Annotated in this window: 16 protein-coding genes; 10 read left to right on the forward strand and 6 right to left on the reverse strand. The window is 73.8% G+C overall.

The features are described from left to right. Positions 1 to 43: 43 nt before the first annotated feature. The 3 genes from Prum_RS25785 to Prum_RS25795 all read left to right on the forward strand — a co-directional run bounded on the left by Prum_RS25785 (position 44) and on the right by Prum_RS25795 (position 4,765). Complete coding sequence (locus tag Prum_RS25785; protein WP_173084146.1) at positions 44 to 1,093, forward strand: lactonase family protein; 1,050 nt, start codon at positions 44 to 46, stop codon at positions 1,091 to 1,093. 251 nt (positions 1,094 to 1,344) lie between these two features. After that, positions 1,345 to 3,042, forward strand: coding sequence for a VWA domain-containing protein (locus Prum_RS25790; RefSeq protein ID WP_246278093.1), 1,698 nt, complete (start codon positions 1,345 to 1,347; stop codon positions 3,040 to 3,042). A gap of 220 nt (positions 3,043 to 3,262) precedes the next feature. After that, positions 3,263 to 4,765: a sugar transferase gene (locus Prum_RS25795; protein ID WP_173078840.1), complete on the forward strand. Its 1,503-nt coding sequence runs from the start codon at positions 3,263 to 3,265 to the stop codon at positions 4,763 to 4,765. Here Prum_RS25795 and Prum_RS25800 read toward each other — a convergent pair. Next, complete coding sequence (locus Prum_RS25800; protein WP_173078841.1) at positions 4,746 to 5,924, reverse strand: ROK family transcriptional regulator; 1,179 nt, start codon at positions 5,922 to 5,924, stop codon at positions 4,746 to 4,748. The genes Prum_RS25795 and Prum_RS25800 overlap by 20 nt on opposite strands. A gap of 73 nt (positions 5,925 to 5,997) precedes the next feature. Between Prum_RS25800 and xylA the strand changes: the two genes are divergently transcribed. The 7 genes from xylA to Prum_RS25835 all read left to right on the forward strand — a co-directional run bounded on the left by xylA (position 5,998) and on the right by Prum_RS25835 (position 16,259). Continuing rightward, a complete protein-coding gene (gene xylA / locus Prum_RS25805) occupies positions 5,998 to 7,185 on the forward strand; it encodes a xylose isomerase (protein WP_173078842.1) in 1,188 nt (395 codons plus the stop codon). Between the two features lie 96 nt (positions 7,186 to 7,281). Next, on the forward strand, positions 7,282 to 8,679 hold the full coding sequence (gene xylB, locus Prum_RS25810) for a xylulokinase (RefSeq protein ID WP_173078843.1): 1,398 nt from the start codon (positions 7,282 to 7,284) through the stop codon (positions 8,677 to 8,679). Between the two features lie 42 nt (positions 8,680 to 8,721). Next, positions 8,722 to 12,975, forward strand: coding sequence for a PDDEXK-like endonuclease domain-containing protein (locus Prum_RS25815; protein ID WP_173078844.1), 4,254 nt, complete (start codon positions 8,722 to 8,724; stop codon positions 12,973 to 12,975). After that, positions 12,972 to 13,682, forward strand: a complete 711-nt coding sequence (locus tag Prum_RS25820; protein ID WP_173078845.1) for an SUKH-4 family immunity protein — start codon at positions 12,972 to 12,974, stop codon at positions 13,680 to 13,682. Before Prum_RS25815 ends, Prum_RS25820 begins: the two co-directional genes overlap by 4 nt. Further along, complete coding sequence (locus Prum_RS25825; protein ID WP_173078846.1) at positions 13,679 to 14,380, forward strand: SUKH-3 domain-containing protein; 702 nt, start codon at positions 13,679 to 13,681, stop codon at positions 14,378 to 14,380. Before Prum_RS25820 ends, Prum_RS25825 begins: the two co-directional genes overlap by 4 nt. Before the next feature lie 14 nt (positions 14,381 to 14,394). Then, positions 14,395 to 14,772: a hypothetical protein gene (locus Prum_RS25830; protein ID WP_173078847.1), complete on the forward strand. Its 378-nt coding sequence runs from the start codon at positions 14,395 to 14,397 to the stop codon at positions 14,770 to 14,772. After that, positions 14,763 to 16,259, forward strand: a complete 1,497-nt coding sequence (locus Prum_RS25835; protein WP_173078848.1) for a hypothetical protein — start codon at positions 14,763 to 14,765, stop codon at positions 16,257 to 16,259. Before Prum_RS25830 ends, Prum_RS25835 begins: the two co-directional genes overlap by 10 nt. A 342-nt stretch (positions 16,260 to 16,601) precedes the next feature. Here the strand turns inward: Prum_RS25835 and Prum_RS25840 are convergent, their stop codons facing one another. The 5 genes from Prum_RS25840 to Prum_RS25860 all read right to left on the reverse strand — a co-directional run bounded on the left by Prum_RS25840 (position 16,602) and on the right by Prum_RS25860 (position 25,241). Continuing rightward, positions 16,602 to 17,252: a hypothetical protein gene (locus Prum_RS25840; RefSeq protein ID WP_173078849.1), complete on the reverse strand. Its 651-nt coding sequence runs from the start codon at positions 17,250 to 17,252 to the stop codon at positions 16,602 to 16,604. Next, positions 17,252 to 17,857 carry an HD domain-containing protein gene (locus tag Prum_RS25845; RefSeq protein ID WP_173078850.1) on the reverse strand — a complete coding sequence of 202 codons (606 nt, stop codon included), beginning with the start codon at positions 17,855 to 17,857 and terminating at the stop codon, positions 17,252 to 17,254. Before Prum_RS25845 ends, Prum_RS25840 begins: the two co-directional genes overlap by 1 nt. 5 nt (positions 17,858 to 17,862) lie before the next feature. After that, positions 17,863 to 18,576, reverse strand: a complete 714-nt coding sequence (locus Prum_RS25850) for a hypothetical protein (RefSeq protein WP_173078851.1) — start codon at positions 18,574 to 18,576, stop codon at positions 17,863 to 17,865. Beyond that, a complete protein-coding gene (locus Prum_RS25855) occupies positions 18,569 to 22,111 on the reverse strand; it encodes a nucleotidyltransferase family protein (protein ID WP_173078852.1) in 3,543 nt (1,180 codons plus the stop codon). Before Prum_RS25855 ends, Prum_RS25850 begins: the two co-directional genes overlap by 8 nt. A 139-nt stretch (positions 22,112 to 22,250) precedes the next feature. Further along, the gene (locus Prum_RS25860) at positions 22,251 to 25,241 is read right to left on the reverse strand and encodes a toxin glutamine deamidase domain-containing protein (protein ID WP_173078853.1); all 2,991 of its coding nucleotides are present in this window, start codon (positions 25,239 to 25,241) and stop codon (positions 22,251 to 22,253) included. Positions 25,242 to 25,612: the final 371 nt, after the last annotated feature.

A 25,612-nucleotide genomic window follows, 5' to 3' on the forward strand; every position in this document is an offset into this window, starting at 1 on the left:
TATGATCAGAACGCTCTAGATCAACGGCTCGCGTTCTGGTTGGATCTGTAGCGTGACCGAACTCCTCTACGTCGGGTGCTACACGGCGGAGACGGGCGGCCAGGGCACCGGCATCACGGCGGTACGTCGGGACCGGGGCACCGGCGCGCTGGAGTCGCTCGGCGTGGTGGCGCAGGCGCCGTCACCGTCGTTCCTGGTGTGGCACCCCACGCTTCCGGTGCTGTATTCGGTCAACGAGCTCGAAGAGGGCGCGGTCAGCGGGTGGGCGGTGGCCGGCGCGACGTCGCTGCGGCCGCTCGGCACGGCCTCCACCGGCGGTATGCACCCCTGCCACCTGGCCGTGGCGCCCGGTGGCCGCTACCTGATCAGCGCCAACTACACGAGCGGCAGCGTCGCCGTACACCGGCTGGCTGACGACGGCGCGCTGGGTGAGCGGACCGACCTGCTGGTGCACGACGGCGCCGGCCCGGACCCGGAAAGGCAGGAGCGGGCGCACGCGCACATGATCTCGCCCAACCCGGGCGGCGGCGCGGTGCTGGTCGTCGACCTGGGCACGGACGCCGTGTACCGGTACGAGTTGGAGGCCGCGACGGGCCGCCTGGTGCCGCTCGCGCCGCGCGTGCACACGCACCCGGGCAAGGGACCCCGGCACCTCGCCCGGCACCCGGATGGCCGGCGCGCCTACCTGGTCGGCGAGCTGGACAGGTCGGTCACCGCGTACGAGCTCGACGGGGTCCCCGGGATCCTGCACGACCGGGGTCGGGTGCCCGCCAGCGAGCGGGCCGGCGCGTTCCCCTCGGAGATCGCGGTAAGCGCGGACGGGCGCTTCCTCTACGTGGCCAACCGCGGGCCGGACACGATCACCGCGTTCGCGGTCGACGAGCTGCTGCCGCGCCGGGTCGCCGAGGTGGCGACGGGCGGCCAGTGGCCGCGGCACTTCGCACTGATCGAGGAGCATCTGTATGTCGCCAACGAGCGGTCACACGCCGTCGTCGGCTTCCGGCTCGATCCGGACACGGGCGTGCCCCAGGAGCCGGGTACGGCATTGGAGCTGTCCAGCCCCACATGCGTTTTGCCCGCTAAGTCCTTATAGCTCGTTAATGACAATTACCGACATCAGTTGAACTGCGTAGGCATAAGACCTGATATGTGACGTATTCCGTCAACGGTGCGGCGCTATACAGCTACCCGTTGTGACGAAATATCCGCCACAAGGTTTCTCATCCGTAACTTTCGGCCGAACGTCCCTGGCGACATCTGGGCAGCGTAAGCAGGATGGGGACCGTGCCAGGCCGCCATCGCATGCGTAGTCGCTTCCGCGGAGCAGGCGCCATCGCTGTAGCGATGGCGCTTGTCGTCGTTGTGGGTGGATCGTGGTTCGGATATAGGCAACTCGCCGGCAACCGCTGCACCGGCGACGTGAAGCTTGCCGTCGCCGCCGCCCCCGAAATCGCACCCGCTGTGCGTTCCACGGTGGAGAGTTGGAAGGCCGGCGGCGGTTCGGCGGACGGCACCTGTGTCACCGTCGCCGTCACGGAGGTCAACTCGGTCGACATGGCGGCGGTGCTCGCCGCCGAGCACGGTGTGGGGCTGGCCGGCGTCGGCGGACCCAACGGCACCACCACCGTCCCCGACGTGTGGCTGCCCGACTCGACGAGCTGGCTGGTGCGGCTCAAGACGGCCGCGGCCGGCTTCACCCCGACCGACGGCGCCTCGATCGCGCGCAGCCCGGTGGTGGCCGCCATGCCCGAGCCGATCGCGGAGAGCCTCGGCTGGCCGGACAAGAAGGTCGGCTGGGCCGACCTGCTCGCGAAGATCACCACCGGCACCGGCCTGCGCACCGGGATCGTCGAGCCCACCCGCGACTCGGCCGGCCTGTCCGGGCTGCTGTCGCTGAGCGCGGCGGCCGGCAGCGTCAAGGACGCGGCGCAGGCCCAGACCGCGGCGCTGCGGTCACTGGCGATCGGCCGGTCGGCGCTGCGCGACGACCTGGTGGCCAAGTTCCCGCAGGCGGCGGACGCCGCGTCACTCGCCTCCGGGCTGAGCGTGGCGCCGCTGTCCGAGGAGGACGTGATCGCGTACAACGCGAAGAAGCCGCCGGTGCCGCTCGCGGCGCTGTACGTGGAGCCCACTCCGGCGCCGCTGGACTACCCGTTCGCCGTGATGCCCGGCATCGACGCGGCCAAGATCTCCGCCGCCGCGGCGGTGCACGACGCGCTCGACTCCGGCGAGTTCCGCGACCGGCTCGGTGCGCAGGGCCTGCGCGCGCCCGACGGCACGTGGGGCTCCGGCTTTACGGCCCCGACCGGCGCGCCCAGCCCCGCCGGCGGGCCACCTTCGGCCTCACCCAACAACGGGGGTACGGCGGCCGGCGGTATCGACCCCGCGTCGGTGGACCGGTCGCTGGCAACCTGGACCGCGGTCACCGCGCCGGGCCGGATGCTCGCCGTGATGGACGTGTCCGGCTCGATGCTGGAGACCGTCCCGGGGGCGAACAACGCCACCCGCATGCAGGTCACCCTGGCCGCGGCCGAGCGCGGGCTGAGCCTGTTCGACGACTCGTGGGCGCTGGGTCTGTGGATCTTCTCCACCGAGCTGGACGGCTCGCGGGACTGGCGCCAGCTCGTGCCGATCGGTCCGCTCAGCAGCAACCGCGGCAAGGCGCTCAGCGAGCTGAAGAAGGTCGAGCCGAAGTCCGACGGCGACACCGGGCTGTACGACACGATCCTGGCGGCGTACAAGACCGTGCAGGAGGACTGGGCGTCGGACCGGGTCAACTCCATCGTGCTCTTCACCGACGGCAAGAACGACGATCCCAATGGGGTCAGCGAGCAGGCGCTGCTCAACCAGCTCAAGTCCCTGTCGGACAACAAGCGGCCGGTCCAGGTGATCATTTTGGGCATCGGCGACGGGGTGGACGAGGCGGCGCTCAAGCGGATCACGAAGGTCACGGGTGGCGGGGTGTTCGTCACCAAGGACCCGACGAAGATCGGCGACATCTTCCTCAAGGCACTGGCGCTGCGCCCTGCCGCCCCGCGCTGACCTGCGGTTCTGTCCACATGTGCAATGTGTAGCCAAAAGGCCACTATCTGCACATGTACGTTCGGATGGTTGATCGCAATGAACTGACAGTTTTTTGTCCGAAGCACTTTCGGGGTGTCCCCGTGAGTGAAGATGTCCTGGTGCTCCGGCGCCGCCAGCCCTGATTGGAGGGTTGTGGGCGCCTCGGGGCGCGTCGACTAGACAAGCTGGGGGAGGGCTCGTGTCGTCGGCGACTCTCCTGACGCGTGCCACTGTGGGTCAGCCCACTTTGGACGCTTCGGGCGCGCTCTTGCGAGCGCGACTACGTGCCTACGAGAGAACGCTCGTGTTGGCGGACACCGCCATCATCGTTCTCGCGGTGGTGGCTGGCTATTTCGGGCGCTTCAACTACGTCGTGGGGCCGTTCGGTGGCGGCGCCCCGGTGGGTTCGGAGATCCCGTACTACGTGGTGTGCCCCGCCATCGTGCTGGGCTGGCTCGCCTCGCTCAAGCTGCTGCGCTGCTACGACGACCGGGTGCTCGGCTACGGCGCGGACGAGTACCGCCGGGTCACCTCGGGGAGCCTGCGGCTGGCCGGTGCGGTGGCCATCCTCGGTTACATCGCCAACGTGGGCGTGGCCCGCGGCTTCCTGGCTCTGACGTTTGCTATCGGCATCGTGGGCTTGGTCGGCGGGCGGTACGTGGCCCGCAAGTGGCTGCACCGGGCCCGCACCCGGGGCGCCGGCTGGTCCCGCCGGGTGCTCGTGGTCGGCGACGCCCCGCACGTGCTGGAGTTGGTGCACACGCTGCGCCGCGAGCCGTACGCCGGCTACCGGGTGGTCGGCGCCTGCATCCCGGACGCCCTCCTCGCCCCGGTGCCCCAGCGGCTCGGCGACGTCCCGGTGGTGGGCTCGTTCCGCAGCATCCTGGAGTCGGCCGCCGCCACCGGCGTGGACACCGTCGCGGTGACCGCCTCCGGCGAGCTGACCGCCGCCCGCCTGCGCCGGCTGGGTTGGCAGATGGAAGGCACCGGCATCGACCTGGTGCTGGCGCCGGCGCTGACCGACGTGGCCGGCCCGCGCATCCACACCCGACCGGTCGCCGGCCTGCCGCTGATCCACGTGGAGGCGCCGGAGTTCCGGGGGGCCCGCAAGATAGTCAAGGGCTTCGTCGACCGGTCCACCGCGCTGCTCGGCCTCACCCTCGCGTTCCCGCTCCTTCTCATGATCGCCATCGCGATCAAACTGGACAGTCGCGGGCCGGTCATCTTCCGGCAGATCCGGGTCGGGCAGGGCGGCAAGGAGTTCGGCGTCTTCAAGTTCCGCACGATGGTGGTCAACGCGGACGAGATGCTCGCCAAGCTGACCGCCAACAACGAGCACGACGGCCTGCTCTTCAAGATGCGCAAGGACCCCCGGGTCACCCGGGTCGGCCGGATCCTGCGCAAGTACTCCCTCGACGAGCTGCCGCAGCTGCTCAACGTGGTGATCGGGCACATGAGCCTGGTCGGGCCGCGCCCGCCGCTGCCGTCCGAGGTGGCCCGGTACGACGTCGACATCGCCCGGCGCCTGCTGGTCAAGCCGGGCATCACCGGCCTGTGGCAGGTCAGCGGCCGGTCGGATCTGTCCTGGGAGGACGGCCTCCGGCTCGACCTCTACTACGTCGAAAACTGGTCGCTCGCGGCGGACCTGGTCATCCTGTGGAAGACCGTGGGGGCGGTCATGGCTAGCCGTGGCGCGTACTAGCGGCCAGCCAGCGGGCCGGGTGATCGCGGATCGCCCGGACCACCGAGCCGGCCGCGCCGACCACGGCCGCGTCCCCGCCGAGCAGCGACGGGCGTACCGGCACCGGTGACCACGCGGCGGTCAGCACCCGCTGACCGATCTCGCCGGCCACGCCGGGGTGCAACCACCGGGCGAGCGGAGCGTACGCGCCGCCCAGCACGACCGCCTCGACGTCGAGCAGGTTGATCACGCCGGCGATGGTCACGCCGAGCGCCGTACCGGCCGCCGCGAGGGCCTCGCCGGCCGCCGGGTCGCCCGCCTCGGCCCGGCTCCGCAGGTCGTCGAGCGAGGCGGCCCCGGCGGCGCGCAGGATCGCCTCCTGTCCCGCGTACTGCTCCAGGCACCCGTGTGCCCCGCACCGGCAGGTGGGCCCGTCCGGGTGCACGGCCACGTGGCCCAGCTCGCCGCTCCAGCCGCGGGCGCCGCGAAACAGCGCCCCGTTCAGCACGATGCCCGCGCCGATGCCGATCTCGCCGGAGACGTACAGGAAGCTGTGCTGGCTGGCGCTGGCGCTGGCGTGCAGTTCGCTCAGCGCGGCGAGGTTGGCCTCGTTGTCGACGGTGACCGCGACCCCGGCCAGCGACGAGGGCACGGCCACGTCGCGCCAGCCGAGGTTGGGCGCGAGCCGGACCAGGCCGTCCGCGGTCACCAGGCCGGGCACGGCGACCGCGGCGCCGGCCAGCAACAGCCCCTCCTGCTCGACGCGCGCCCGCGCGCTCGCGGCCAGCTCCGCCACCTCGGCCCACACCTGTGCAGGGTCGCGCGGGCGCTGATCCGCATGGCGTACCTCCTGATGCCGGACCGACCCCGCGAGGTCGACGACGCAGGCCGAGAGGTAGTCGACGTTGATCTCCAGCCCGAGCCCGGCGGGCCCGGCGGCGGACAGCACGAGCCCGGCGGCCGGGCGCCCCGCGCCGGCCCGCGGCGCGGGGTCGACCTCGGTCAGCAGCCCGCCCTCGATCAGGTCGTCCACCAGCGCGGACACGGTGGCGCGGGTGAGACTGGTGGCGGCGGCGATGTCGGCCCGGGACGGCGGGCGACCTGCGCTGGCGACCTGGCGTAACACCAGGCCCAGGTTGTGCTCGCGCAGGGAACCCTGGCGCACGGGCGCGTCCGTCATGCCTTGACAGTGACATAGCGGCGGCAAATAATTCAACCATTGAACAAATCGCGGATATTGCGTGGAGGTCACCATGACGGTCCAACCCACTCGCGCCGACAAGTTCTCGTTCGGTCTCTGGACCGTGGGTTGGCAGGCCCGCGATCCGTTCGGTGACGCGACCCGGGCGCCGCTCGACCCGGTCGAGGCCGTGCACAAGCTCTCCGAGCTGGGCGCCTACGGTCTGACGTTCCACGACGACGACCTCGTGCCGTTCGGCTCCGACAACGCGAGCCGCGACGACCACATCGGGCGCTTCCGCAAGGCGCTCGACGAGACCGGCATGGTCGTGCCGATGGTGACCACCAACCTGTTCACCCACCCGGTGTTCAAGGACGGCGGCTTCACCAGCAACGACCGGTCGATCCGGCGGTACGCGCTGCGCAAGGTGCTGCGCAACCTCGACCTCGCCGCCGAGCTGGGCGCGCAGACGTTCGTCATGTGGGGCGGCCGCGAGGGCGCGGAGTACGACCACGCCAAGGACGTCCGCGCCGCGCTGGACCGCTACCGGGAGGCCGTCGACCTGCTCGCGCAGTACGTGATCGACCGTGGCTACCCGCTGCGCTTCGCCATCGAGCCCAAGCCGAACGAGCCGCGCGGCGACATCCTGCTCCCGACCGTGGGGCACGCGCTCGCGTTCATCGCGCAGCTGGAGCACGGTGAACTGGTGGGCCTCAACCCGGAGGTCGGCCACGAGCAGATGGCCGGGCTGAACTTCGCGCACGGCATCGCCCAGGCGCTGTGGGCCGGCAAGCTCTTCCACATCGACCTGAACGGCCAGCGCGGCATCAAGTTCGACCAGGACCTGGTGTTCGGGCACGGCGACCTGCTCAACGCGTTCGCCCTGGTCGACCTGCTGGAGCACGGCGGCCCGGCGGGCGGCCAGGCGTACGAGGGTCCCCGGCACTTCGACTACAAGCCGTCCCGCACCGAGGACTACGACGGCGTCTGGGCGTCGGCGGCGGCCAACATGCGCATGTACCTCCTGCTCAGGGAGCGCGCGCGGGCGTTCCGCGCCGACCCCGAGGTCCAAGACGCCCTGGCCGCCGCGCGGGTAGCCGAGTTGGCGCAGCCAACGTTGGCGCCAGGCGAGTCCTACCAGGACCTGCTAGCCGACCGCTCGTCGTGGGAGGACTTCGACCCGGACGCGGTCGGCGCCCGCGGTTACGGCTTCGTCCGCCTCAACCAGCTGGCCGCCGAGCACGCGCTTGGCGCCCGCTGACGCTCGTCGCCTCGTTGATCAGGGACTGGCTCGGGCGTTTTGCGGCGCGTCGAGGGAGCCGGTCCCTGATCAACGCGATCTTGAGGGGAGGGAACCGTGCTTGTAGCGGGAGTCGACTCGTCCACCCAGTCGTGCAAGGTGGTGGTCCGGGACGCGGCCAGCGGGGAGCTGGTCAGGGAGGGGCGCGCGGCGCATCCGGACGGGACCGAGGTGCACCCGCACGCGTGGTGGGACGCGCTCACCGAGGCGATCGCCCAAGCCGGCGGGCTGGATGACGTGGCGGCGGCCTCGGTGGCGGGGCAGCAGCACGGGATGGTGTGCCTGGACGAGCGGGGTGAGGTGGTCCGGCCCGCCCTGCTGTGGAACGACACCCGCTCGGCGGGCGCCGCGGCCGAGCTGACCGCGGAGCTCGGCGGCGGGCAGGCGTGGGCCGACGCGGTCGGGCTGGTGCCGGTGGCCTCCTTCACCATCACCAAGCTGCGCTGGCTGGCGAGCGCCGAGCCGGCCAACGCCGAGCGCACGGCCGCGGTCTGCCTGCCGCACGACTGGCTGACATGGAAGCTGGCGGGCGCGGGCGGGCTCGCCGCGCTGCGTACCGACCGCAGCGACGCCAGCGGCACCGGCTACTGGTCGGCGGCCACCGGGGAGTACCGCCTCGACCTGCTGCGGCACGCCTTCGGGCGGGAGCCGGTGGTGCCGGAGGTCCTCGGCCCGACCGGTACGGCCGGCAACCTGGCAAGTGGCGCCCCGCTCGGCCCGGGCGCCGGCGACAACGCGGCCGCCGCCCTCGGCGCCGGCGCGCTCCCCGGCGACGTGCTCGTCTCGATCGGCACCTCCGGTACGGCGTTCAGCGTCGCCGAGACCCCGGCGGCCGACCCGAGCGGCACGGTGGCCGGCTTCGCCGACACCACCGGGCGCTTCCTGCCGCTGGTCGCCACGCTCAACGCGGCCCGGGTGCTCGACGCCGTCGCCGCCCTGCTGCGGGTGGACCACACCGAGCTGTCCCGGCTCGCGCTGAGCGCCCCGGCCGGCGCGGATGGGCTGGTGCTCGTGCCGTACCTGGAGGGCGAGCGCACCCCCAACCGTCCACTCTCGACCGGGGCGGTGCACGGGCTCACCCTGGCCACGTCCACCCCGGCCCACCTCGCGCGGGCGGCCGTCGAGGGCATGCTGTGCGCGCTCGCCGACGGCCTCGACGCGCTGGTCGGGCAGGGCGCGGTGGTCAACCGGGTGATCCTGGTCGGCGGCGGCGCCCGCTCCGAGGCGGTACGCCGGATCGCGCCGGAGGTGTTCGGCGCCCCGGTCGTCGTGCCGCCGCCGGGGGAGTACGTCGCCGACGGGGCGGCCCGCCAGGCGGCCTGGGTGGCGCTGGGCGGAGCGTCGCCGCCCACCTGGTCCGGCGGAGACGTCCAGTCATTTGACGGCAAGGCCGTGCCCCGCATCCGCGAGCAGTACGCGGCGGCACGCGAACATACGATCGACAGAACTGCTTGATCAACGGGCAGACGGTGCACTGACGGGTTACCGTCGATGCTGATGACCGCAGCGCAGGAGGACATCGAGCCCACCGGCGGCGACGACGCGCCGCCGGTGGTTCACGCGCGGGCCGTCGCCCTCACCGAGTACCTGCTCGCCGTCCGCGCCCTGCTGGAGAAGCCGGTCCGCGCCGTGCCGGCGGCCGACGCGTACTGGCAGGACGAACTGCCGGCCCACGTCGAGTGCGGGCTCGGGCCGTACCAGCCGGGCGGGAGCTGGCTGCGGGTGAGCCGGCCGGAGCCGCCCACCCCGCCGTCGATCCCCACCCCGCTGCTGCGCCACCTGGTGTGGGACCTGTCCGCCATCACCCCGCCGACGATCGGCGACGTGCCGCAGCGGGTGCACGCCGAGTTCACCAGCTGGGTCGAAACGCAGTGGCTGCCCTGGTCGCACCTGCACCAGGCGGCCGAGGCCACCCGACGCCTGCACGACCGCCTCTACGACCTGCGCTACCGGGTCGACATCGACGCCGCGCGGGTCGAGCTGGTCTGGGGCCACCTCGTCCTGCAGCACCGCGACATCCGGTACCCGCTGATCGCCACGCCGGTCGCGATCGAGTACGACCCGGAGTCCACCACCGTGGCGGTGGTGCCGCAGGGCCCGCCCCGCCTGCAGGCGGACGCGCTCGGCGACCTCGACGGCCGGCGCGTCGCCGACTTCCTGGAGCTGGGCGGCACCGGCGGCCAGGTCGACGTCGACCCGTGGGACGCGACCGAGCGGCAGGACTTCGCCCGCCGGGCCGTACGCCGGCTCGGGCTCGACGCGGACGCCGTCACCGACACCGGCGTGCTGTTCGTCCGGCCCCGCCAGCGGATGGTCCGCCGCTTCCTGGAGCAGCTGCGCGACCGGCTCGCCGCCAACCCGTCCGCCGGTGTGGGCGCGCTCGCCGGCGTGCTGGCCCACGAACCGAGCCGGCTGCACATGCCCGACGACGACCCGGACGCCTGGACCCGGACGCGCGAGCGGCTGCTCATGCCGATGGCCACCAACGACGCCCAGGAGTCGATCGCGCGCCGGCTCGCCGCGCACCGCAACGTCGCCGTACAGGGCCCGCCCGGCACCGGCAAGACGCACACCATCCGCAACCTGATCTGCCACCTCGTCGCGCACGGCAAGCGCGTGCTCGTCCTCGCGCAGAAGGAGGACCCGCTGCGCGTCCTGCGCGACGGCCTGCCGAGCGAGATCCAGCCGCTCTGCCTGGCCGTGCTCGGCCGCTCCGCCGACCAGCTCGTCCAGCTCCAGGTCGCGGCCCGCGAGCTGTCCGACCGGGCGGCCACGCTCGACCGGGACGCCGAGGGCGCGTGGGTGCGCCGGCTGGTGGCCGACATCGAGGCCGCCGAGGCCGGTTTCGCGGAGGCCCGCGCCGAGCTGCTCGCCACCGCCGAGCGGGAGGCGGCCAAGTACGAGGGCAGCACCGCCGGCGAGGTCGGCGACTGGCTGCGCCGGCACGAGGCGGACGCCCTCGTCGCCGACGCCGTCGAGCCGGGCACGCCACCGCCGCTGGAGGCCGTCGAGTTCGCCGCGCTCGCCGACCTGGCCCGGCGGATCTCCGCCGCCGACCGCGCGGCGGCGCTGAGCCCGCTGCCCGCCGAGGGCCAGCTGCCGACCGGCGAGGCGATCGCCGCGCAACGGGACGCGCTGCGCGACGCGCGCAAGGTGGTCGACGCGCTGCGCGACCGCGGGATCGCCATCGAGGGGGTACGCCGGCTCGGCGCGCCCGCGATCGACGAACTGGCCGCGTCTCTGCGCCAGGCGTCCGACGACCTGACCCGGCGCGAGGGCAGCTGGACCGACCGGCTCGGCCAGCTCATCCGCGACCCGAGCTGGCGCGCGGTGTGGGACGGGCACGTGGCCGCCGGCCAGCAGCTGCTCACCGAGCTGGGGCGCCGTACGGCGTTCGTGGCCGGCCGCCGGGTCACCATCCCGGAGCCGTACGCGGACCAGCCCCGCCGCCTGCTCGCCCAGCTCACCGAGGTGCGCGCCCGGTACGCCGCCGGCAAGCCGGTCCGCCGCCTGACCCACGCGGAGCTGGCCCGCGTCGTCGCCGAGATCCACGTCGACGGCGAGCCGTTGCGCACGGTCGACGACGTCGACCTGGTGGTGGCCACCGTGGAGCGCACCCAGCTGCGCCAGCAGCTCGCCGCCCGCTGGGACGAGTGGCGCACCCGCCTGGACGCCCCGGTGCCGGCTCTGGGACCCGCGCGAGCGGAGCGAGCGCCAGCTGGCCCAGCTGACGAGCCGGAGCTGTGGGCCGGCCGGCTGCTCAGCTCCGCCCAGGAGGCGCTCGACTGGGAGAGCCGCCGCTGGCCGGAGCTGCACGCCACGCTGACCACCGCCTTCCCGCGCTACTCCCGCGACGCGGACGCCCGGCAGATCGCCGAGCTGGCCGGGGCGGTCGAGGCCGCCGGCAACGTCTTCCTCGCCGACCGGCTGGCGGCCGAGCGCGAGGCGATGTCGGGCTGGCTTCGGGAAGCTGCCGCACATTCGCCGCTGCTCCAGTCGCTGGCCGCCGCCTGGGACCGGGACGACCTGGCCGGCTGGGACACCGCGCTCGCCGAGATCCGTCGACTGTGGACGCTGCGGGCGGACGCCACCCGGTACGCCGCGCTGCACGCCCGGCTCGCCGCCGTCGCGCCACAGTGGGCGGGCGCGATCGATGCCGGCGCCGCCGACTTCGACGGCGCGGCCGCGCTCCGGGCCTGGCAGTGGCGGCAGGCGCAGACCTGGTTCGACTCGGTGGTCGGCGACGTCGACGGCGCCGACCTGGGCCGCCGGCTGGAGCGGGCGCGGGACCAGATCCGCCGCCTCACCGCCAACCTGGTGGTGACGTCGGCCTGGCTGGAGGTCTCGCTCACCCTCGACGACCGGCGCAAGGCCGCGCTCGCCGACTGGACCGCCGCGCTCCGCAAGATCGGCAAGGGCACCGGCAAGAGCGCCGCGCACTGGCAGGCCGCCGCCCAGCGCGCCATGGCCGAGGCGGTCACCGCCGTGCCCGTCTGGATCATGTCGATCGACCGGGCGCTGGAGCAGTTCCCGGGCTCCCCGCCCATCTTCGACGTGGTGATCGTGGACGAGGCGTCCCAGGCGGACGTCTTCGCGCTGCCCGTGCTGACCCTGGCCCGGCGCGCGGTCGTGGTCGGCGACGACCAGCAGATCGGCCCGCAGTTGGTGGGCGTGCCGACCGACCGGGTCAACGCGCTGGCCGCCACCCACCTGCACGAGGCCGGCGTGCCGTCGGCGGAGCACTTCGACACCGAGAGCAGCCTGTACGACCACGCGGTCCGCCGCTCGCCCCAGCGGATCCTGCTCACCGAGCACTTCCGCAGCGTGCCCGGCATCATCGGCTTCTCCAGCGGCGTGTACTACGACGGCAAGATCCAGCCGTTGCGGGCCTCGCGCAGCGGCCTGGACAGCGCGGTGGTCGCGGTGCACGTGCCCACCGGCCGGCGCACGGTCCTGCCGGAGTACGGCGAGGTCAACGTCGCCGAGGCGGAAGCCCTGGTGGCCCGCGTCGCGGCGATCGTCGCCGACCCGTCGTACGAGGGGCGCTCGCTGGGCGTGGTGAGCCTGCTGTCCGGCAGCGGGCAGGCGGCGTACCTGCAGCACCGGTTGCGCGAGGAGATCGGGCCGGACGAGTTGGAGCGCCGCGAGCTGCGGGTTGGCGACCCGTACACGTTCCAGGGCGACGAGCGCGATGTGGTGCTCGCGTCGATGGTGGTGTCCAGCGCGGACGGCGCGATCGGCGCGTTCACCAAGCGCGACTTCCACCGCCGGATCAACGTCGCGGCCTCCCGCGCCCGCGACCAGATGTGGGTCTTCCACTCGGTGACGCTGGCCGATCTGCACGCCGACGACGCGCGCGCGGCGCTGCTGGCGTACGCCCAGCGGCCGCCGGCACCGGTGGCGGTGGGCGGCGAGCCGGTCACCGACTTCCAGCGGGCGGTGCTGCGCCGGTTCACCGACGCGGGGCTGCGACCGGTGCCGCAGTTCCGGATCGGCACGTTCACCGTCGACTTCATGGTCGCCGCGCCGGACGGGCGGCGGCTGGCCATCGAGTGCGACGGCGACAGCTATCACGGCGCCGAGGCGTTCGCGCAGGACCTGCGCCGACAGGCCATTTTGGAACGCGTCGGCAACTGCGTCTTCGTACGCCTGCGGGCCAGCGTCTTCCACCGCGACCCCGAGGCGGCCCTGCGCCCCGTGTGGGAGCGCGCCGACGAACTGGGCATCGTCACCAGTAAAGTGGCGGTGTGATCGATCAGTGGGAGGCGCAACTGATCGCGGCCCCCTGGGTCAACCAGGACAAATCGGTGGGACTGGTGCGGACCGCCGGCGTGCACGAGTTCGACCTCGGGTACGTGTTCTGGCGGGTGCTGCCGCCGGGTGAGTCCGAAGACGTCGGCTCCGGCCGCGCGGTCGTCGACCGGCGCAACGGCGAGCTGACGTACTGGCCGTCGGTGCCCGTCCCCGAGGTGGTCGAGCAGTACCGGGCGTACCGGGAGCAGGTGCCGGTGGCCACGCTGACCTGGGACCCGGTGGTGCGGGCGCGGCACCTGCGGGTGCGCGCCGCCTTCCCGGAGAACGCCACCCACCTGCGCCTGCCCGACGGGCGCGTACGGATCTCACACAGCATGCGCGGCGAGGGCACGCCGCGGCCGCACCGCCTGGTCGCGCAGTTCCTCGACGAGCTGCCGGTGGCGTACCGGGAGCGCGGCTACGAGCGCTGCTCCGAGGTCGCCGCCGTCTCCGACGCGCTGTACGCCGAGGAGGCCAAGCGGTCGGCCGACGTGTCGCTGGACTCCGCGCGCACCGAGGTCTTCCGCGGGGCGGACCTCGTGACGTACCGGATCCGGGAGCCCGGCGATCCGACCGCCGGCGAGCCGACGCCGCCGTGCGTCTCGTGCCAGGCCCTGCTGCGCCACTTCGGCTTCGCGCTGCAAGGCCCGGAGGGCGCGGCATGAGCGGGCGGTTCAGTCCGGAGGTCGACGCCGCGCTGCGGGAGGCGGGCTGGACGCCCGACCGGCGGCTGCCCGCCGAGGACATCGCGGCGATGCGCCGGGCGGTGGCCGACCGCATGGGTACGTTCGGCGGCCGGCTGGACGACTCGAACGCCGCGGACCCGGTGCTGGCCGAGTTCGGCGGGCTGGTCATCGACGGTGGCCGGGACGGCGTCGATCTCGCCCCGCGCCCGTTCGTGCTGGACCCGACGCTGGCCGCCGGCAGCGTGGAGACGCTCATCGACGTCGGTCGGGCCATGGGCACCCTGCTCTACCCCCTGGGCGTCGAAGGGCTCGACGAGGCGGTCCTGGCCATCACCAACAGCGGCAAGATCGTGTCGGTCGACCCGACCGGCGAGTGGCTCCTGGGCGACACCGTCGAGGAGGCGCTGGACGTGCTCGTCACCGGTCGCCGCCCCCGCCGGGTGGCGCCCGGCAACGGCCGGCAGCCGCTGTGGCAGCCGCCGCCCGCCACCGAACCGGACGACCTGCTCCCGCTGGGGCCATCAAGCGCCCGCTCGGAGCGGCCTTCTTCCTGCCGCGCACGCCGGCCAACCTGCACTACGTCTGGCTGCCGGACACGCTCACCCGGATCGGCCTGTTCGCCACCGCCGGCCCCAGCGACCCGCGCATCTTCGAGATCACCGACTGGGGCGGGCTGAGCTGCGAGGCCCGGGTGCTGGACCTCGACGAGTACACCGTCCTGGTGCTGGCCTTCGAGCAGTACGACCTCGTGGACCAGCAGGATCTGGACGAGCCTCCCGTCGTACGCGCGTTCCGGGAGGCATGCGCGGCGCTCACGCCGGACCTCGAGGTCGCCTTCATGCAGACCCGCCGCGTCCACGACCTGCTGCGCCACGTCGCCGACCGGGAGTTCGACGTCCTGACCGTCGACGGCGAAGCGCTGCTGCACCAGCGCTTCGGCCTGCTCTACCTGGCCGGCAAGCTGGACTACGGCGTGGAGCCCAGGCTGACCGTCGCACCCCGCGACGAGCTCCCGATCACCGGCGGGCGGCTCTTCTTCGGCGGCAGCGGACAGCACCGATGGCCGTAGCCGGCTACCCGGACGCCTGGGCCAAGGCCGGGCGCAAGCTGACCAAGGCGGTGTCCCGCTCCGACCGGGACCGGTTCGGCGGGCTCGTGCTCGACCTGATCGGGCGGGCGCGGTTCGGTCAGCCGGCGTGGTCGCCTCGCCACCAGCGCCTGCTCGACATCGGCGTGGGCACCGCGACCGCGCTGGCCAAGGAGGCACCCCCCGACCCGGAGCTGCTCGCCGCCGCGGTCGCCCTGCCCTGGTACGACGGGGCGCTGCTCAGCGCCCGAGCCGCCCTGATCGACCTGGCTCGCCCGATCGGCTGGGCCGAGGCCATGGTGCTGGCCATGGCGCCGGCCGGCGCGCGTTCGATGGCCCTGGCCCAGAGCGCCTACCTGCGCCAGCTCGCCGCGCTGCCGCCGTTGCTGCGGGCCGTGGTCATCCTGGAGCGTGACCAGGCCGCCGCCGGGCCGCCGATGGGCCCGTCGCAGCCGTTCGACGACAACGCGCTCGCCCTGCTCGCCCCGGCATCCCGCGCAAGCTGCTGCCCCGGGCGGCCGGCCACCCGGCCCCACCCTGGCGCCGCCGCCCCCACCGGTGGGCACGCCCATCGAGGCCGTCGACCTGGTACGCAAGCAGGTGAACGAGCCGTTTGGGTCGTACCAGATGACGGTCGACGGCGATCCCGGCTTCGCCGTCGACGCCCTGGAACTGGTCTACCGGGTCCGCTGGGACGTCCCGCCCGAGGAGATCCGCCCGGTCGGCCGGCCGACCGTCAACCCCGGCGACACCGAGGCCGTCCGGTACGACGCGCCGGGGTGGATCGTCGACCGGGTCACCCGCGACGTGTACCCCTTCGACCTGGCCGGGCCCACGGTGGAGTCGTTCGTCGGGGCCCGCCGGGTCTACCCGCTGCCCCGGGATGGCTGCTCGAAGGCCGGCGGCCGATCCCGGACGGCCTCGCCACGCTCGTGCCCGCTCCCGCGCAGGCGGCACTCGCGCCGGCCATCCAGGAGGCGACGGCCCGGTACGCGGCGTTGCTGGCCACCGAGACGTGGCCCGACTTCCTGATGGCCTGGCAGGTCGGCACCGAGACCGTACGCCTGCTGCTCGCCGGCGGCTTCACGGATCCCGAACTGCTGACGCGGGCCCTGTCCGCCCGCCCGGAGCCCGACGAGACGGACGGCTCGGGGCGGCCCGGCGAGCGAGCCGGCTGGCCGACGCACCCGCGCCGGAACGCGCACTGGCGGTCGCCAACGCCCAAGCCCGCGCCACCATCGAGACCCACCTCTTCGGCGTCCTCCCCAAGCCCGCCGCGACGAACTAGTAGCCCTAACCCCCCTGGCCCCCTAGCGCCCCCTCACCGCCCGCCCCTTCGCCGCGCCCCGCCGTGCCCCGCCCCCGCGGCTGCCCGCGCGCCGCCCGCGCGCCGTCGATCAAGGGCAAACGGTCGTGGTTTGATCTCCTTTCCACGACCATTCGCCCTTGATCGCCGTGAAAGTCCTTGATCGACGGGGTCGGACCGGGTGCCGGCATCCCACTCCAGCACCGCGGACCCATGTCTCGCTCAGGATCGCGGCCCAACTTCCCGACATCAGCGGCTGCGGGATTTGCGTGAAGGATTCGAGTCGCCCCAGCGACCCAAATCCTTCACGTTCATGGATGCCGCACTCTTCATGATCACCGCAGCAATCGGGCCGGCCTCGGGGCACCCTACTCACGGGCTCAGCGCCGCCGATCAAGGACTTTCGCCGCGATCAAGGGCGAATGGTCGTGGAAAGGAGATCAAAGCACGGCCGTTTGCCCTTGATCGACGGGCAAGCCCCTGATCGACGGGTAAGCCCAGAGGGCTAGCGCAGGACTGGGGCGGCCGGCGCGAGGCCGGCGACGGTGGCTGCCGCGGTCGCGCGTTCGGCCCAGTGGGCCAGGTCGGATGGGGCGATCGCCGCGTCGGGGGTGGCGTCGATGGCCACGCCCCAGGTGCCGTCCAGGCGTACGAGTCGGAGCACGGCACCGCCGTCCAGCCGGCGGGCGCCCAGCTCCCACGCCGACGGGTCGTCCAGGCGGCCGGCGGGCTCCAGGCCGAGCGCGGTCCGCAGCTCGTTCAGGCGGGACTCGTCGATCTGACCGCGCAGGAGCACGAAGAGCCGGCGTACCTCGCGGCGTGCGGCAGGGTCGGTGTCCCGCTCGACCACGGTCAGCCCGGCCTCGGTCGCGGCGGCCTCGGCCTGGGCGGCCCACCGTTCTACGTCCGGTGTGGACACGTCCACGCGCGGGTCCGCGTCGAGTGTGACGCCCCACCGGTCGTCGGCGTACCGCCAGAGGGTCACCACGACGTGCGGTTCGCCCTCGCCGTTCAGGTAGGCGTACCCGAACTCCATGTCCTCCTGGTCGGTCAGCCGCCCGCGCCGGGACAGGCCCAGCGCCTGGCGTACGGCCTCCAGGCTGGCCTGGTCCAGACCGCCCTGCATGATCACGGACAGTCGCCGCGTCAACGCCATCAGGATGCCTCCTCGCCCAGGTGCTGGTGCTTGCGCTGCCACTCGTCGTACCACTGGCGGAACCAGGGCTGGCCCTGCGCCAGCGGGACGATCCAGCGGACGGTCTCTTGGAAGTACCGGCGCCGCTTGGCCGGGGATGGATGCGAGTCGAGCCGCTGCACGTTGCTGAGCCGGTCGGCGAGCTTGAGGACGAGCGCGTCCGCAGGCGCGTCCTGGAGCCGGGCCAGGTACGCGCGGCGGGCCTCGTCGCGGTCCTGACCCGCCCCGGGCTCCGGTTTGGTCACCCAGTCGACCAGCGTGGCGACGCCCGGCCCGAAGCGTTCGCTGATCTCGGCCAGGGTGCACGGCGTGTCCTCGACGGTGTCGTGCAGGATCGCGGCGCGCAGTACGTCCGGGTCGTCGACGCCGACGCCCTCCACCAGGACGTCGAGCACCTCCAGCAGGTGTTCGACGTACGGCTCGCCGGCCGGGCGGGTCTGGTCGCCGTGGCAGCGCACCGCGAACTCCACCGCCGGGTCGAGCGCCGCGAGCGTCGGCTCGGGCAGGCGCGACGCGAGACCGTGGCGCAGCGCCGGCCAGCCCGCCGGGGCGGTGAACGTCCGCATACCGCTCATTCTGTCGGGGGCGTGGGTGCGAAGTCGGCCGCCCCCACCACCCTGGAGTCGCCGGTCAGCGTGAGCCGCTTCCGGCCGTGCCGCATGAGCGCGGTGATGGTGTGGCCCTTGGCCTGGGTGGTGAGCTGTACGTACGGGTCGCCGGCCGTCAGCTCGCCGACGTCCCAGCCCTGCGCCGCGAGTGCGGCCGCGGCCGCCCGTACCTCGGCGACGGCGTCGTCGCTGGATGTCGCGATGTCGATCGTGATCGTCGAGGCGTACCGCTCCTCGGACAGGTCGACCGAACCGGAGGTGACCCGCCGCGGGTCCATGTCGCGGCCGATCTCGGGCTCGCGGGCGGGCGACACGGCTCGGGCGGCGGCGAAGACCTGATCACGCAGCCAGGTGTGCTCGCTGGTCAGCCACTCCCACATGGCGTCGTACCCCGCGGGCACCTCCGGCCTGGCCGGCTGCGGGCGGACCGGGAGCGGCTCACCGCGTACGACGTACTTCTCCCGCCATTCCCGCCAGCTCGGCAGCGACGTCGGCGCGGCCGGAACAGTGGTCTCCCGCTCCGTGATGATGTGGCGCTCGCGGAGGAACTCCGACGCGGCCGCCAGGTGGGCCGCCAGCTCCGCCGGGTCCGCGTACTCGCGGCTGTCGATCGCGAAGGCGGGCCGCAGGTCGTCGTACGCCTCGCCGATGTGGAACGTGTACACCGCGTCAGTCACGGCCGGCCTCCAGTTGGTCGAGCGCTGCGGCTTCGCGGAGCGCCTCCCGCACCGCGTCCTGCTCCGCGGCCGAGGCCGACACGTAGGGCTTGTAGATCGAGTTGTGCTCCAGGTCGGCCGCCACCGACGCGCGCAGCGTCGTCAGTTGCAGCTCGAACGTGTACGGCCGGCCGCCCACCTCAATCGAGACCACCATCGGGATAACACGGTAGGCCGGATTCTTGGCCTTTGGCTCGGCGTACATGTTCTCGATCTCGATGATCCGCCCGCCGTCTCCGACGCCGAAGCGCGCGACGATCCGGTCGTACAGCCCTTCGAGGGCCTGCATGCTGTCGACCGTGATCCGGGCGCCCACGGCGTCGATGACGTTGCCGACCTCGTACCCGAGACGTCCCGGCGCGCCCTCGCGCCCCGCCGTCATCCGCTGGACCTTGTCGATGAGGCCGTCCCCGTCCTTCGCCCGGCTGTTCACCTCGACCTGCCCGCCCAACTCCCGCCGGAGGTCGTCGGCGATCCGGGACAGCTCCTCCCGCACCGCGGGCTCGACGTCGTGCTTGAGGCGCGCCGCGTACTCGTCCACCTGAGCGCGCTGCTCGGGCGTCGGCTCGCGGCCCACGCGCAGCGCCGGGTCCTGCTGCTTGGCGGCGTCCACGTAGTCGTGCAGCCGCGAGGACTCGGTGCCGTCCGGACGCGTGGTGTAGTTGGCGTCCCGCGGCGGCGGATCGAAGAGCGGCCCGCGGCCCTGGTGCTCCGCGAGGAACTCGGCCAGCGATCCGTCGTGCGGCCGGAGCGCGGCGCCCTCGCCGATCTCGGCCAGGATCCGCACCACCGCGTCCCGCGTCGCCGGGTCCTCCAGGTACTTGGTGAGGTTGAGCGGATGCGGGTCGTCGAGGAGCTTGTTGATCACGGAGGCCAGCTCCGGTGAGTGGGGCCCGACCTCGGCGTCGATGAGCGCCTTGATCGGGTCGGGGCCGCCCGGCTCCGCGAACGCCGTGCCCGGCGGATCGCCGCCCGGCGGCTCCGGCGGGTGCGCCCCGCCCGGCGCGTCGGCGGGCGGCGGCTCCGGGGCCGGGGTCGGCTGATCGGTCGGGTGCTCCGGCGGATGCTGGACCACCCAGTCGCTCTCCCGGAAGTGCACGTTGAAGCCGAGGTGCGACATGTCCGCCGGGCCCATGTGGTCGAACACGGCGTACGACATGTCCCGCCCGGTGCGCGCGGTCCACGCGTCGGCCCACTCGGCGAGGTGCGGGAACGCGTTCCGGACGAGCGCCTTGTTCAGGTAGCCGTGGTCCTTGGTCAGGGGACCGGCGTGCTCGCCGGGCACCCACTGCGCCGCCGCATGCTCGAACATGCTGCCCGAGGAGATGTTGATGTCGTAGTCGCTGGGCTCCTCCAAGCCGAGCCGGTGCATGGAGTCGAACGGCCGGCTGGTCGGGCGGCTCGGGTCATCGCCGATCCAGTCCCGCAGCCTTTGCGCCGCGTCCAGGTTTCCGGCCAGGTCACCGTGCGTCGGGAGCTGTTTGTGTACGCCGGAGAAGAAGTCGGCCGCCGAACCGCGCAGCCGGATGTCCACGTGCTCCGGCGATATCCCGTCCCGCTGCAGCGCGTCGAGCAGCGACGTGCGCCACTCCCGGTACAGCTCCGGCGTCATGCCCAGCGGCGCCTCGCGGGCCATCCACAGCTCCACGTCTTCCCGGGTGAGGCCCAGGAAGTCCAGGTCGCGATCGTGGATGACGTACCCGTTGACCGGGTCGGACGGCCACTCGTGCGGCATATTCGACGGCGGGTCGCCGTGCGCGCTACCCGGCGCGTCCGGCGGCGTACTGTCCGGCGGGGTCGAGTCCGGCGGAGGGCTGTCCGGAGTAGGGCTGTGCGGCGGGGGCCCGCCTGCGGTGCCGTCCACGACCGTGACCCGGTGTGGCAGGTCGAGCCCGGTGACCGGGTCGACGATCCGGATCGCCTCCAGCGCCCGGGCGACCTCGGGGTTCACTCCGCGAGAGAAGTGCCACTCCAGGCGCGGCGGCTGGCCGTCGACGTGGTGTGCGGTGTCGAACGCGAGGATGCGTAGCTGGCGGGTGACCTGCTCCTTCAGGTGGTCGAACGTGGTGCTGTCCTTGGGGAACCAGTTGTAGTTCTTGCTGTCCTTCCAGACCCGGCCGCCCTCGGCCACCACGTCCACGTCGGTCTTGTACGTCTTCCCGTCCGGCGTGGTCACCTTGACCTTGAGGCCGACCTCCGTCACGCCGTGGGAGCGCGCCGCCAGCTCCACCTCGCCCTCGATGCCGCGGACGTTGTTGCCGTGGTCCTGCGCCCGCTGGACGGACGGGTCGTGCAGGCCACGGGCCTCCTCGCGCAGGCTGTTGGCCTCCGAGTTGAGCGTCTTCAGCCACCGCTCGGTGCCCCGCACCTCGGGGTGCTCCCGGGCGTACGCCTCGATCCGTCCGCGCAGGTCGTCGAGGTGGTCGAGCTGGTTGTTGATCTCGCGCAGGATCTCCGGGCTCGGCGGCTGGATGGCCTGCTCAGCGGCCTGTTCCTGCTGGGTCTGCTCGTACTTGTCGACGAGCGCCTGCTCCAGGGTGCCGTCGTTGGCATGGGCCCGCCGCTCGATGCCGTCCAGCGCGCCGGTCAGATGCCGCTCGTTGCCGCCCATCCGCTCGTACATCTGCTCGAACTGCTCGCGGGCGCGCGGATCCTGTAGCGCCTCGTACCGGGCCCGCAGCCCGTCGGGCAGGTCCTCCGGCCGGAACGGTCGCGGCCCGCCCTCCGGCGCCGGCGTACCCGGATCCTGAAGGCGCTCGTGGCCGAGACTGCGGTGCCAGCTCTCGGCCGCGTCGTGGAAGGCGTCGCGCGTGGTCCGGTCCGCGGCGGCGGCGGCCCGCTCGGCCGCCGCGGCCTGCTCGGACGCGTGCGCGGCCTGGCGCTCGGCGGTGGCCCGCGCCTGGGCGGCGTCGCGGTCGCTGGCGTGCTGGTCGGCCGTGGCCCGGTGCTGGTCCGCCACCTTGGGGTCCACCTTGGACCACTGGTTGTGCGCGTTCTCGGCCGCGGCGCGGCGCTGCTCGGCGGCGTGCGCCGCCTGGTCGTGCGCGGCCGCCTGCTGGCGGTGCTGCGCGGCCTGCTGCGCGTGCTGGTCGGCCCGGTGGTCGTGCACCAGAGCGGACTGCTGCCGGTCGCGCGCGCCCCGGTACTGGTCGGCGGCGGTCCGGGCGCGGTCGGCCACCTCCTGGTGGTGCTGGGCGCGGCGCTCCTCCAACTGGCGGAGCGGGTCGTTCTGGGCGTGCTGCTGGGCCTGCTGCTTGTGCTGGTTGGCCTCGGCCTGCGCGCGGGCCGCCTCCTGGTCGTGGGTGTTCGCGGCCCGGTCGGCCCGCTGCTGGTAGCTCTGTTCGTGCTGATTGGCGCGCTGCTCGTGCGCGCGCGCCGCCTGGTCGTGCTGGTGGGCGGCGTTCTCGGCATATTGCCGGCGGGCCTCGGCCTGGCTGGTCCGGTCGGCGGCCTGGTGCTGTTGGACCTCCGCCTGCTGGCGCAGGCCCTCCTGCATGTGCGCCTGCTGGCGGTACTGGCTGCCCTCGTACCGGGCCTGCCGGGCCTGGGCCTGGTGCTGCTCCTCCAGGTGGCGTGCCTGTGCGGCCTGCTCCGGCCCCAGGTGCTGACGCTCGGCGTACCGCTGGGCGTATGCCTCATGGTGCTGCTGAGTCTGGTCGCGCCAGTTCGCCTCGGCCCAGGCCGCGTCGCGCTGATTCTGGTGCTGGGCCGCGCGGTTCGCGGCCTCCTGTGCCTGGGTACGCGCGTGCGCGGCATCGGCGGCGTGTTGCTGTGCCTGCTGGCGGGCCTGGTTCGCGCGGTTCGTCTCCGCGGTGGCCTGGTCGTGCTCGTGGCGGGCCGCCCCGTGGTCGACCCCGGCGTCGTGCGTGGCGCGTACGTCGGGGACTGGTGGGCCATGTACTCGGGGTGAGGGGCCGGTCGTTCCAGTGGCCGGCGGGCCGGTCGGCGAAGGGTACCGGCCGCGCGTTGCCGTCCACCACGAGCGCGTCCAGGGCCGTGATCTGGCCCTGGTCGTGGATCGGGTGCGGGACCGTCTTGCCGGTGTCGGCGTCGACGTAGTGCACGCCGCCCGGTCCGTCGACCGCCGTGACCACGCGACCGGCCTGCGGGTCGATGTAGTGCACGACGCCGTTGTGGTTGACCGCCGCCCACGCGTGCGAGCCGCCGCCACGCCACCCGGTGATGATCGAGCTGAACGAGCCGTGCCCGCCGGCGAGCAACTGCTGCCGGATCTGGTCGAACGCGTCGTGCACCTTGGGCATGGCCTGCGCGGGCGACTGCCGCGACACGTCGCCGAGCAGCGCCTGGTACCGGCCGCCGGTCAGGTCCTCCATGCGGCCGGGGCCACCCCGCTCGCCGGACCACGGCAGGTCCGGGTTGCCCCGCGAGTACCCGTCGAACGTGCGCGGCGCGGCGACGGTCGGGCGGCCGTGCACGAACGTGTCGAAGAGCGACGCGACGGTGTCGAGGCAGTTCTGGGTGCGGGTCGGGTCGGCGGGGATGCCGAACGAGTTCAGCAGCTTCAGCCACGGCCCCTTGGGGTCGGGCGCGCGCTGGTAGCCACCTTGGGGGTCGCGGAGCGCGTTCTCCAGCCGGGCCTGGTCGGCGTGCAGCACGTGCCGCAGGCCGCCCTCGGCGCCGTACGGCCGGTTCGCCCAGACCGGGGGCGGCACGTCGTGCCCGGTCACCGCGGAAATCCGCGGTCCCGGATGGTTGTTGTCGACCATCCGGTACTGGCCCTCGATGTCGACGTTCGCGTAGTGCCACTGCTGTACGTGGTCGGCCCGGATCTGCCGGGTCACCTTGTCGGCGGCCGCGTTGGCCTCGTTGTGCTGCCGGCGGGCGTCGACGGCCCGCTGGTCGGCCTTGCCGGCGTCGGCGTCCGCCCGTTGCCCGTCCGCGGCCCGCTGGTTGGCCCAGTGGTCGAGCTGGTCCGCGTACTGGCGCAGCGAGTCCCGGTACGGATCGTTCGGCGGCAGCTGGTCTGCCTGGTGACGGGCCTGCTGGGCCTGGTGGCGGCCGGAGTTCGCGTCGGCGCGCGCGGCGTCGGCCTCGGCCCGGCGGCCGGCCGCCTCGGCGCGGGCGTGCTGCTCGTTGAGGGCGTGCTGCTGGGCGTCCTGCCGGGCCTGCCGTACCCGGGGGTCCTGCTCGACGGTCTCGGCGAGCTGGCGCCGGGCCTCCCGCATGTTCGCTTCGTAGTGGTCGCGCTCGGCCTGGTCGCGCTGCGCCTGCGCCTCGTCGACCCGCTCCCGGCCGAAGAGGTCGTGCAGCCGGGCGCGGACGCGGTCCATCAGCTTGTTGCGTGGCGTATCGCCGGGTGGCGGCGGCTCGGGGGTCGTGCTCCGGCGGCCGTCCGGCTCGCGCACGCTCTCCCCGTCCCGGGGCGGCGTTTCGGGCGCGCGCGTGCGCTCCCCGTCGCGCGGCGGGTCTCCGTCGCGGGGCGGGTCCCCATCGCGCGGAGGGTCTCCGTCGCGGGGCGGGTCCCCATCGCGCGGAGGGTCTCCGTCGCGGGCGGTGTCTGCGTCCCGGGTCGGCTCAGGGGTGCGAGGTGTCTCTGCGTCCCGGGGCGGCTCCGGGGTGCGGGCGGTGTCCGGGGGCGTGGTTCGGTCGGGCGTGGTCACCGGGTCGCGTGGCGGAGCACCTTCGCGCGCCGGCTCGCGGACGCCTTCCGCGTCCCGGGTCGGCTCGGGCGTGTGCGCGGTCTCCGGTGCCCGTTCGGTGTCGCGTGGCGCCTGGGCCGGTGGTGCGTCCCCGCGCAGCTCCTTCAGCTTGGCGTCGATCGCGGCCGAGTCCAGCGGGCGGCGCGCGCCGGTGGCCTCGTCGACGTGGGTGAAGTGCTGCTCCAGGAAGTCGCGCAGCCGGTTGCCGTACGCGTTCAGCCGCTCCGGCGGGGTGTCCAGGGCGCGCTGCACCTGCTCCGGGGTGAGCCGGGTGCCGGGCGTACGGCCGCCGTCCGGCGCGGGGCCGAGGCGCTCGCCGACCGCCCGTCCGTAGTGCTGCTCCAGGCGTGCCTCGGTACGCGCCCGCCACTCCGCGTACCGCGACTCGCGGCGGGGCGCGTCACCCGCGGCGTCGGTACGCCCGGCGTCCGACCGTCCGCTGTGGGCAGAGTCGGCGCGCGGCTGCGTCGAGGAAGCGGACTCGCCGTGGGTCACGACCGGCGGGCCGCCGGGCGGGTCCCCGCCGCGCTCGCCGGCCGGGGCGTCCTGCCGAGCCGTGTCCGGCGGTGCGTCCGCGGGGTGGCCGGCCTGCCGGTCGCCGGAAACCCCGTCCCGCGCCTGCCCGCCGTCGGTCGCGTGTGGACCGTCCACCGTGGTGGAGCCGTCCGTGGGCGGGCGCCCGTCGGCGAGCGTGCCGACGTCCGGCGAGGAGCCGTCCGCCGTCGTACGGCTCTCCGGCGCCCGGCTGCCCTCGGCCGCGGGCGCGTCCGGGTGGCTGGTCGTCTCGGCGCGCGGGGCATCGGCCTGGTGCGGGACCTCCGCGCGGGGACCGTCCGCCTGGTGCGGCGTGTCCACCCGGCCGGGCTCGGCCGGCGTGCCGTCGGTGCGGACCGGGTCGGCATGCGTCGGCTCCACGTGCGTCGGCTCGGTCCGGGCCGTGTCCGGGGGCGGCGCGTCGGTACGCACCGGCTCGGGGGTGGCGGTCTCGGTGCGGGCCGGCTCGGGGCTGCTGGTCTCGGTGCGTACCGGCTCCGGGCTACTGGTCTCAGTGCGGGCAGTGTCGGGGGCGCGGTCTCCGTCCGGGCGGTGTCGGGAGGGGCGGTCTCGGTACGCGTGGAGTCGGGCGCCGTCGTTTCCGTGCGCGCGGTGTCGGGGGCGGTGGTCTCGGCGCGGCCCGTCTCGCCAGCCCGCGGGGCGTCCGGGGTCGCGGTGCTCGCGTCGCCGGTACGGCCGGTGCCGTCGGCGCCCCGCCCCTGGCCGCCGCCCGAGGTCGTGGTGCTGGTGCCGCCCTGGGTGCGGGTGCCGCCGCTGTTCTGGTTGGCGCCGCCCTGCTGGGG

The sequence above is a fragment of the Phytohabitans rumicis genome, from assembly GCF_011764445.1.
Lineage (GTDB): Bacteria > Actinomycetota > Actinomycetes > Mycobacteriales > Micromonosporaceae > Phytohabitans > Phytohabitans rumicis.

Excerpts from the sequence above, each read along its gene's own strand:
- Prum_RS25800 (WP_173078841.1), bottom strand. The coding sequence starts at position 5,924 with ATGACGGACGCGCCCGTGCGCCAGGGTTCCCTGCGCGAGCACAACCTG.
- Prum_RS25855 (WP_173078852.1), bottom strand. The coding sequence starts at position 22,111 with ATGCAGGAGGGCCTGCGCCAGCAGGCGGAGGTCCAACAGCACCAGGCC.
- Prum_RS25815 (WP_173078844.1), top strand. The coding sequence starts at position 8,722 with ATGACCGCAGCGCAGGAGGACATCGAGCCCACCGGCGGCGACGACGCG.
- Prum_RS25790 (WP_246278093.1), top strand. The coding sequence starts at position 1,345 with ATGGCGCTTGTCGTCGTTGTGGGTGGATCGTGGTTCGGATATAGGCAA.
- Prum_RS25845 (WP_173078850.1), bottom strand. The coding sequence starts at position 17,857 with ATGCGGACGTTCACCGCCCCGGCGGGCTGGCCGGCGCTGCGCCACGGT.
- xylA (WP_173078842.1), top strand. The coding sequence starts at position 5,998 with ATGACGGTCCAACCCACTCGCGCCGACAAGTTCTCGTTCGGTCTCTGG.
- Prum_RS25835 (WP_173078848.1), top strand. The coding sequence starts at position 14,763 with ATGGCCGTAGCCGGCTACCCGGACGCCTGGGCCAAGGCCGGGCGCAAG.
- Prum_RS25825 (WP_173078846.1), top strand. The coding sequence starts at position 13,679 with ATGAGCGGGCGGTTCAGTCCGGAGGTCGACGCCGCGCTGCGGGAGGCG.
- Prum_RS25840 (WP_173078849.1), bottom strand. The coding sequence starts at position 17,252 with ATGGCGTTGACGCGGCGACTGTCCGTGATCATGCAGGGCGGTCTGGAC.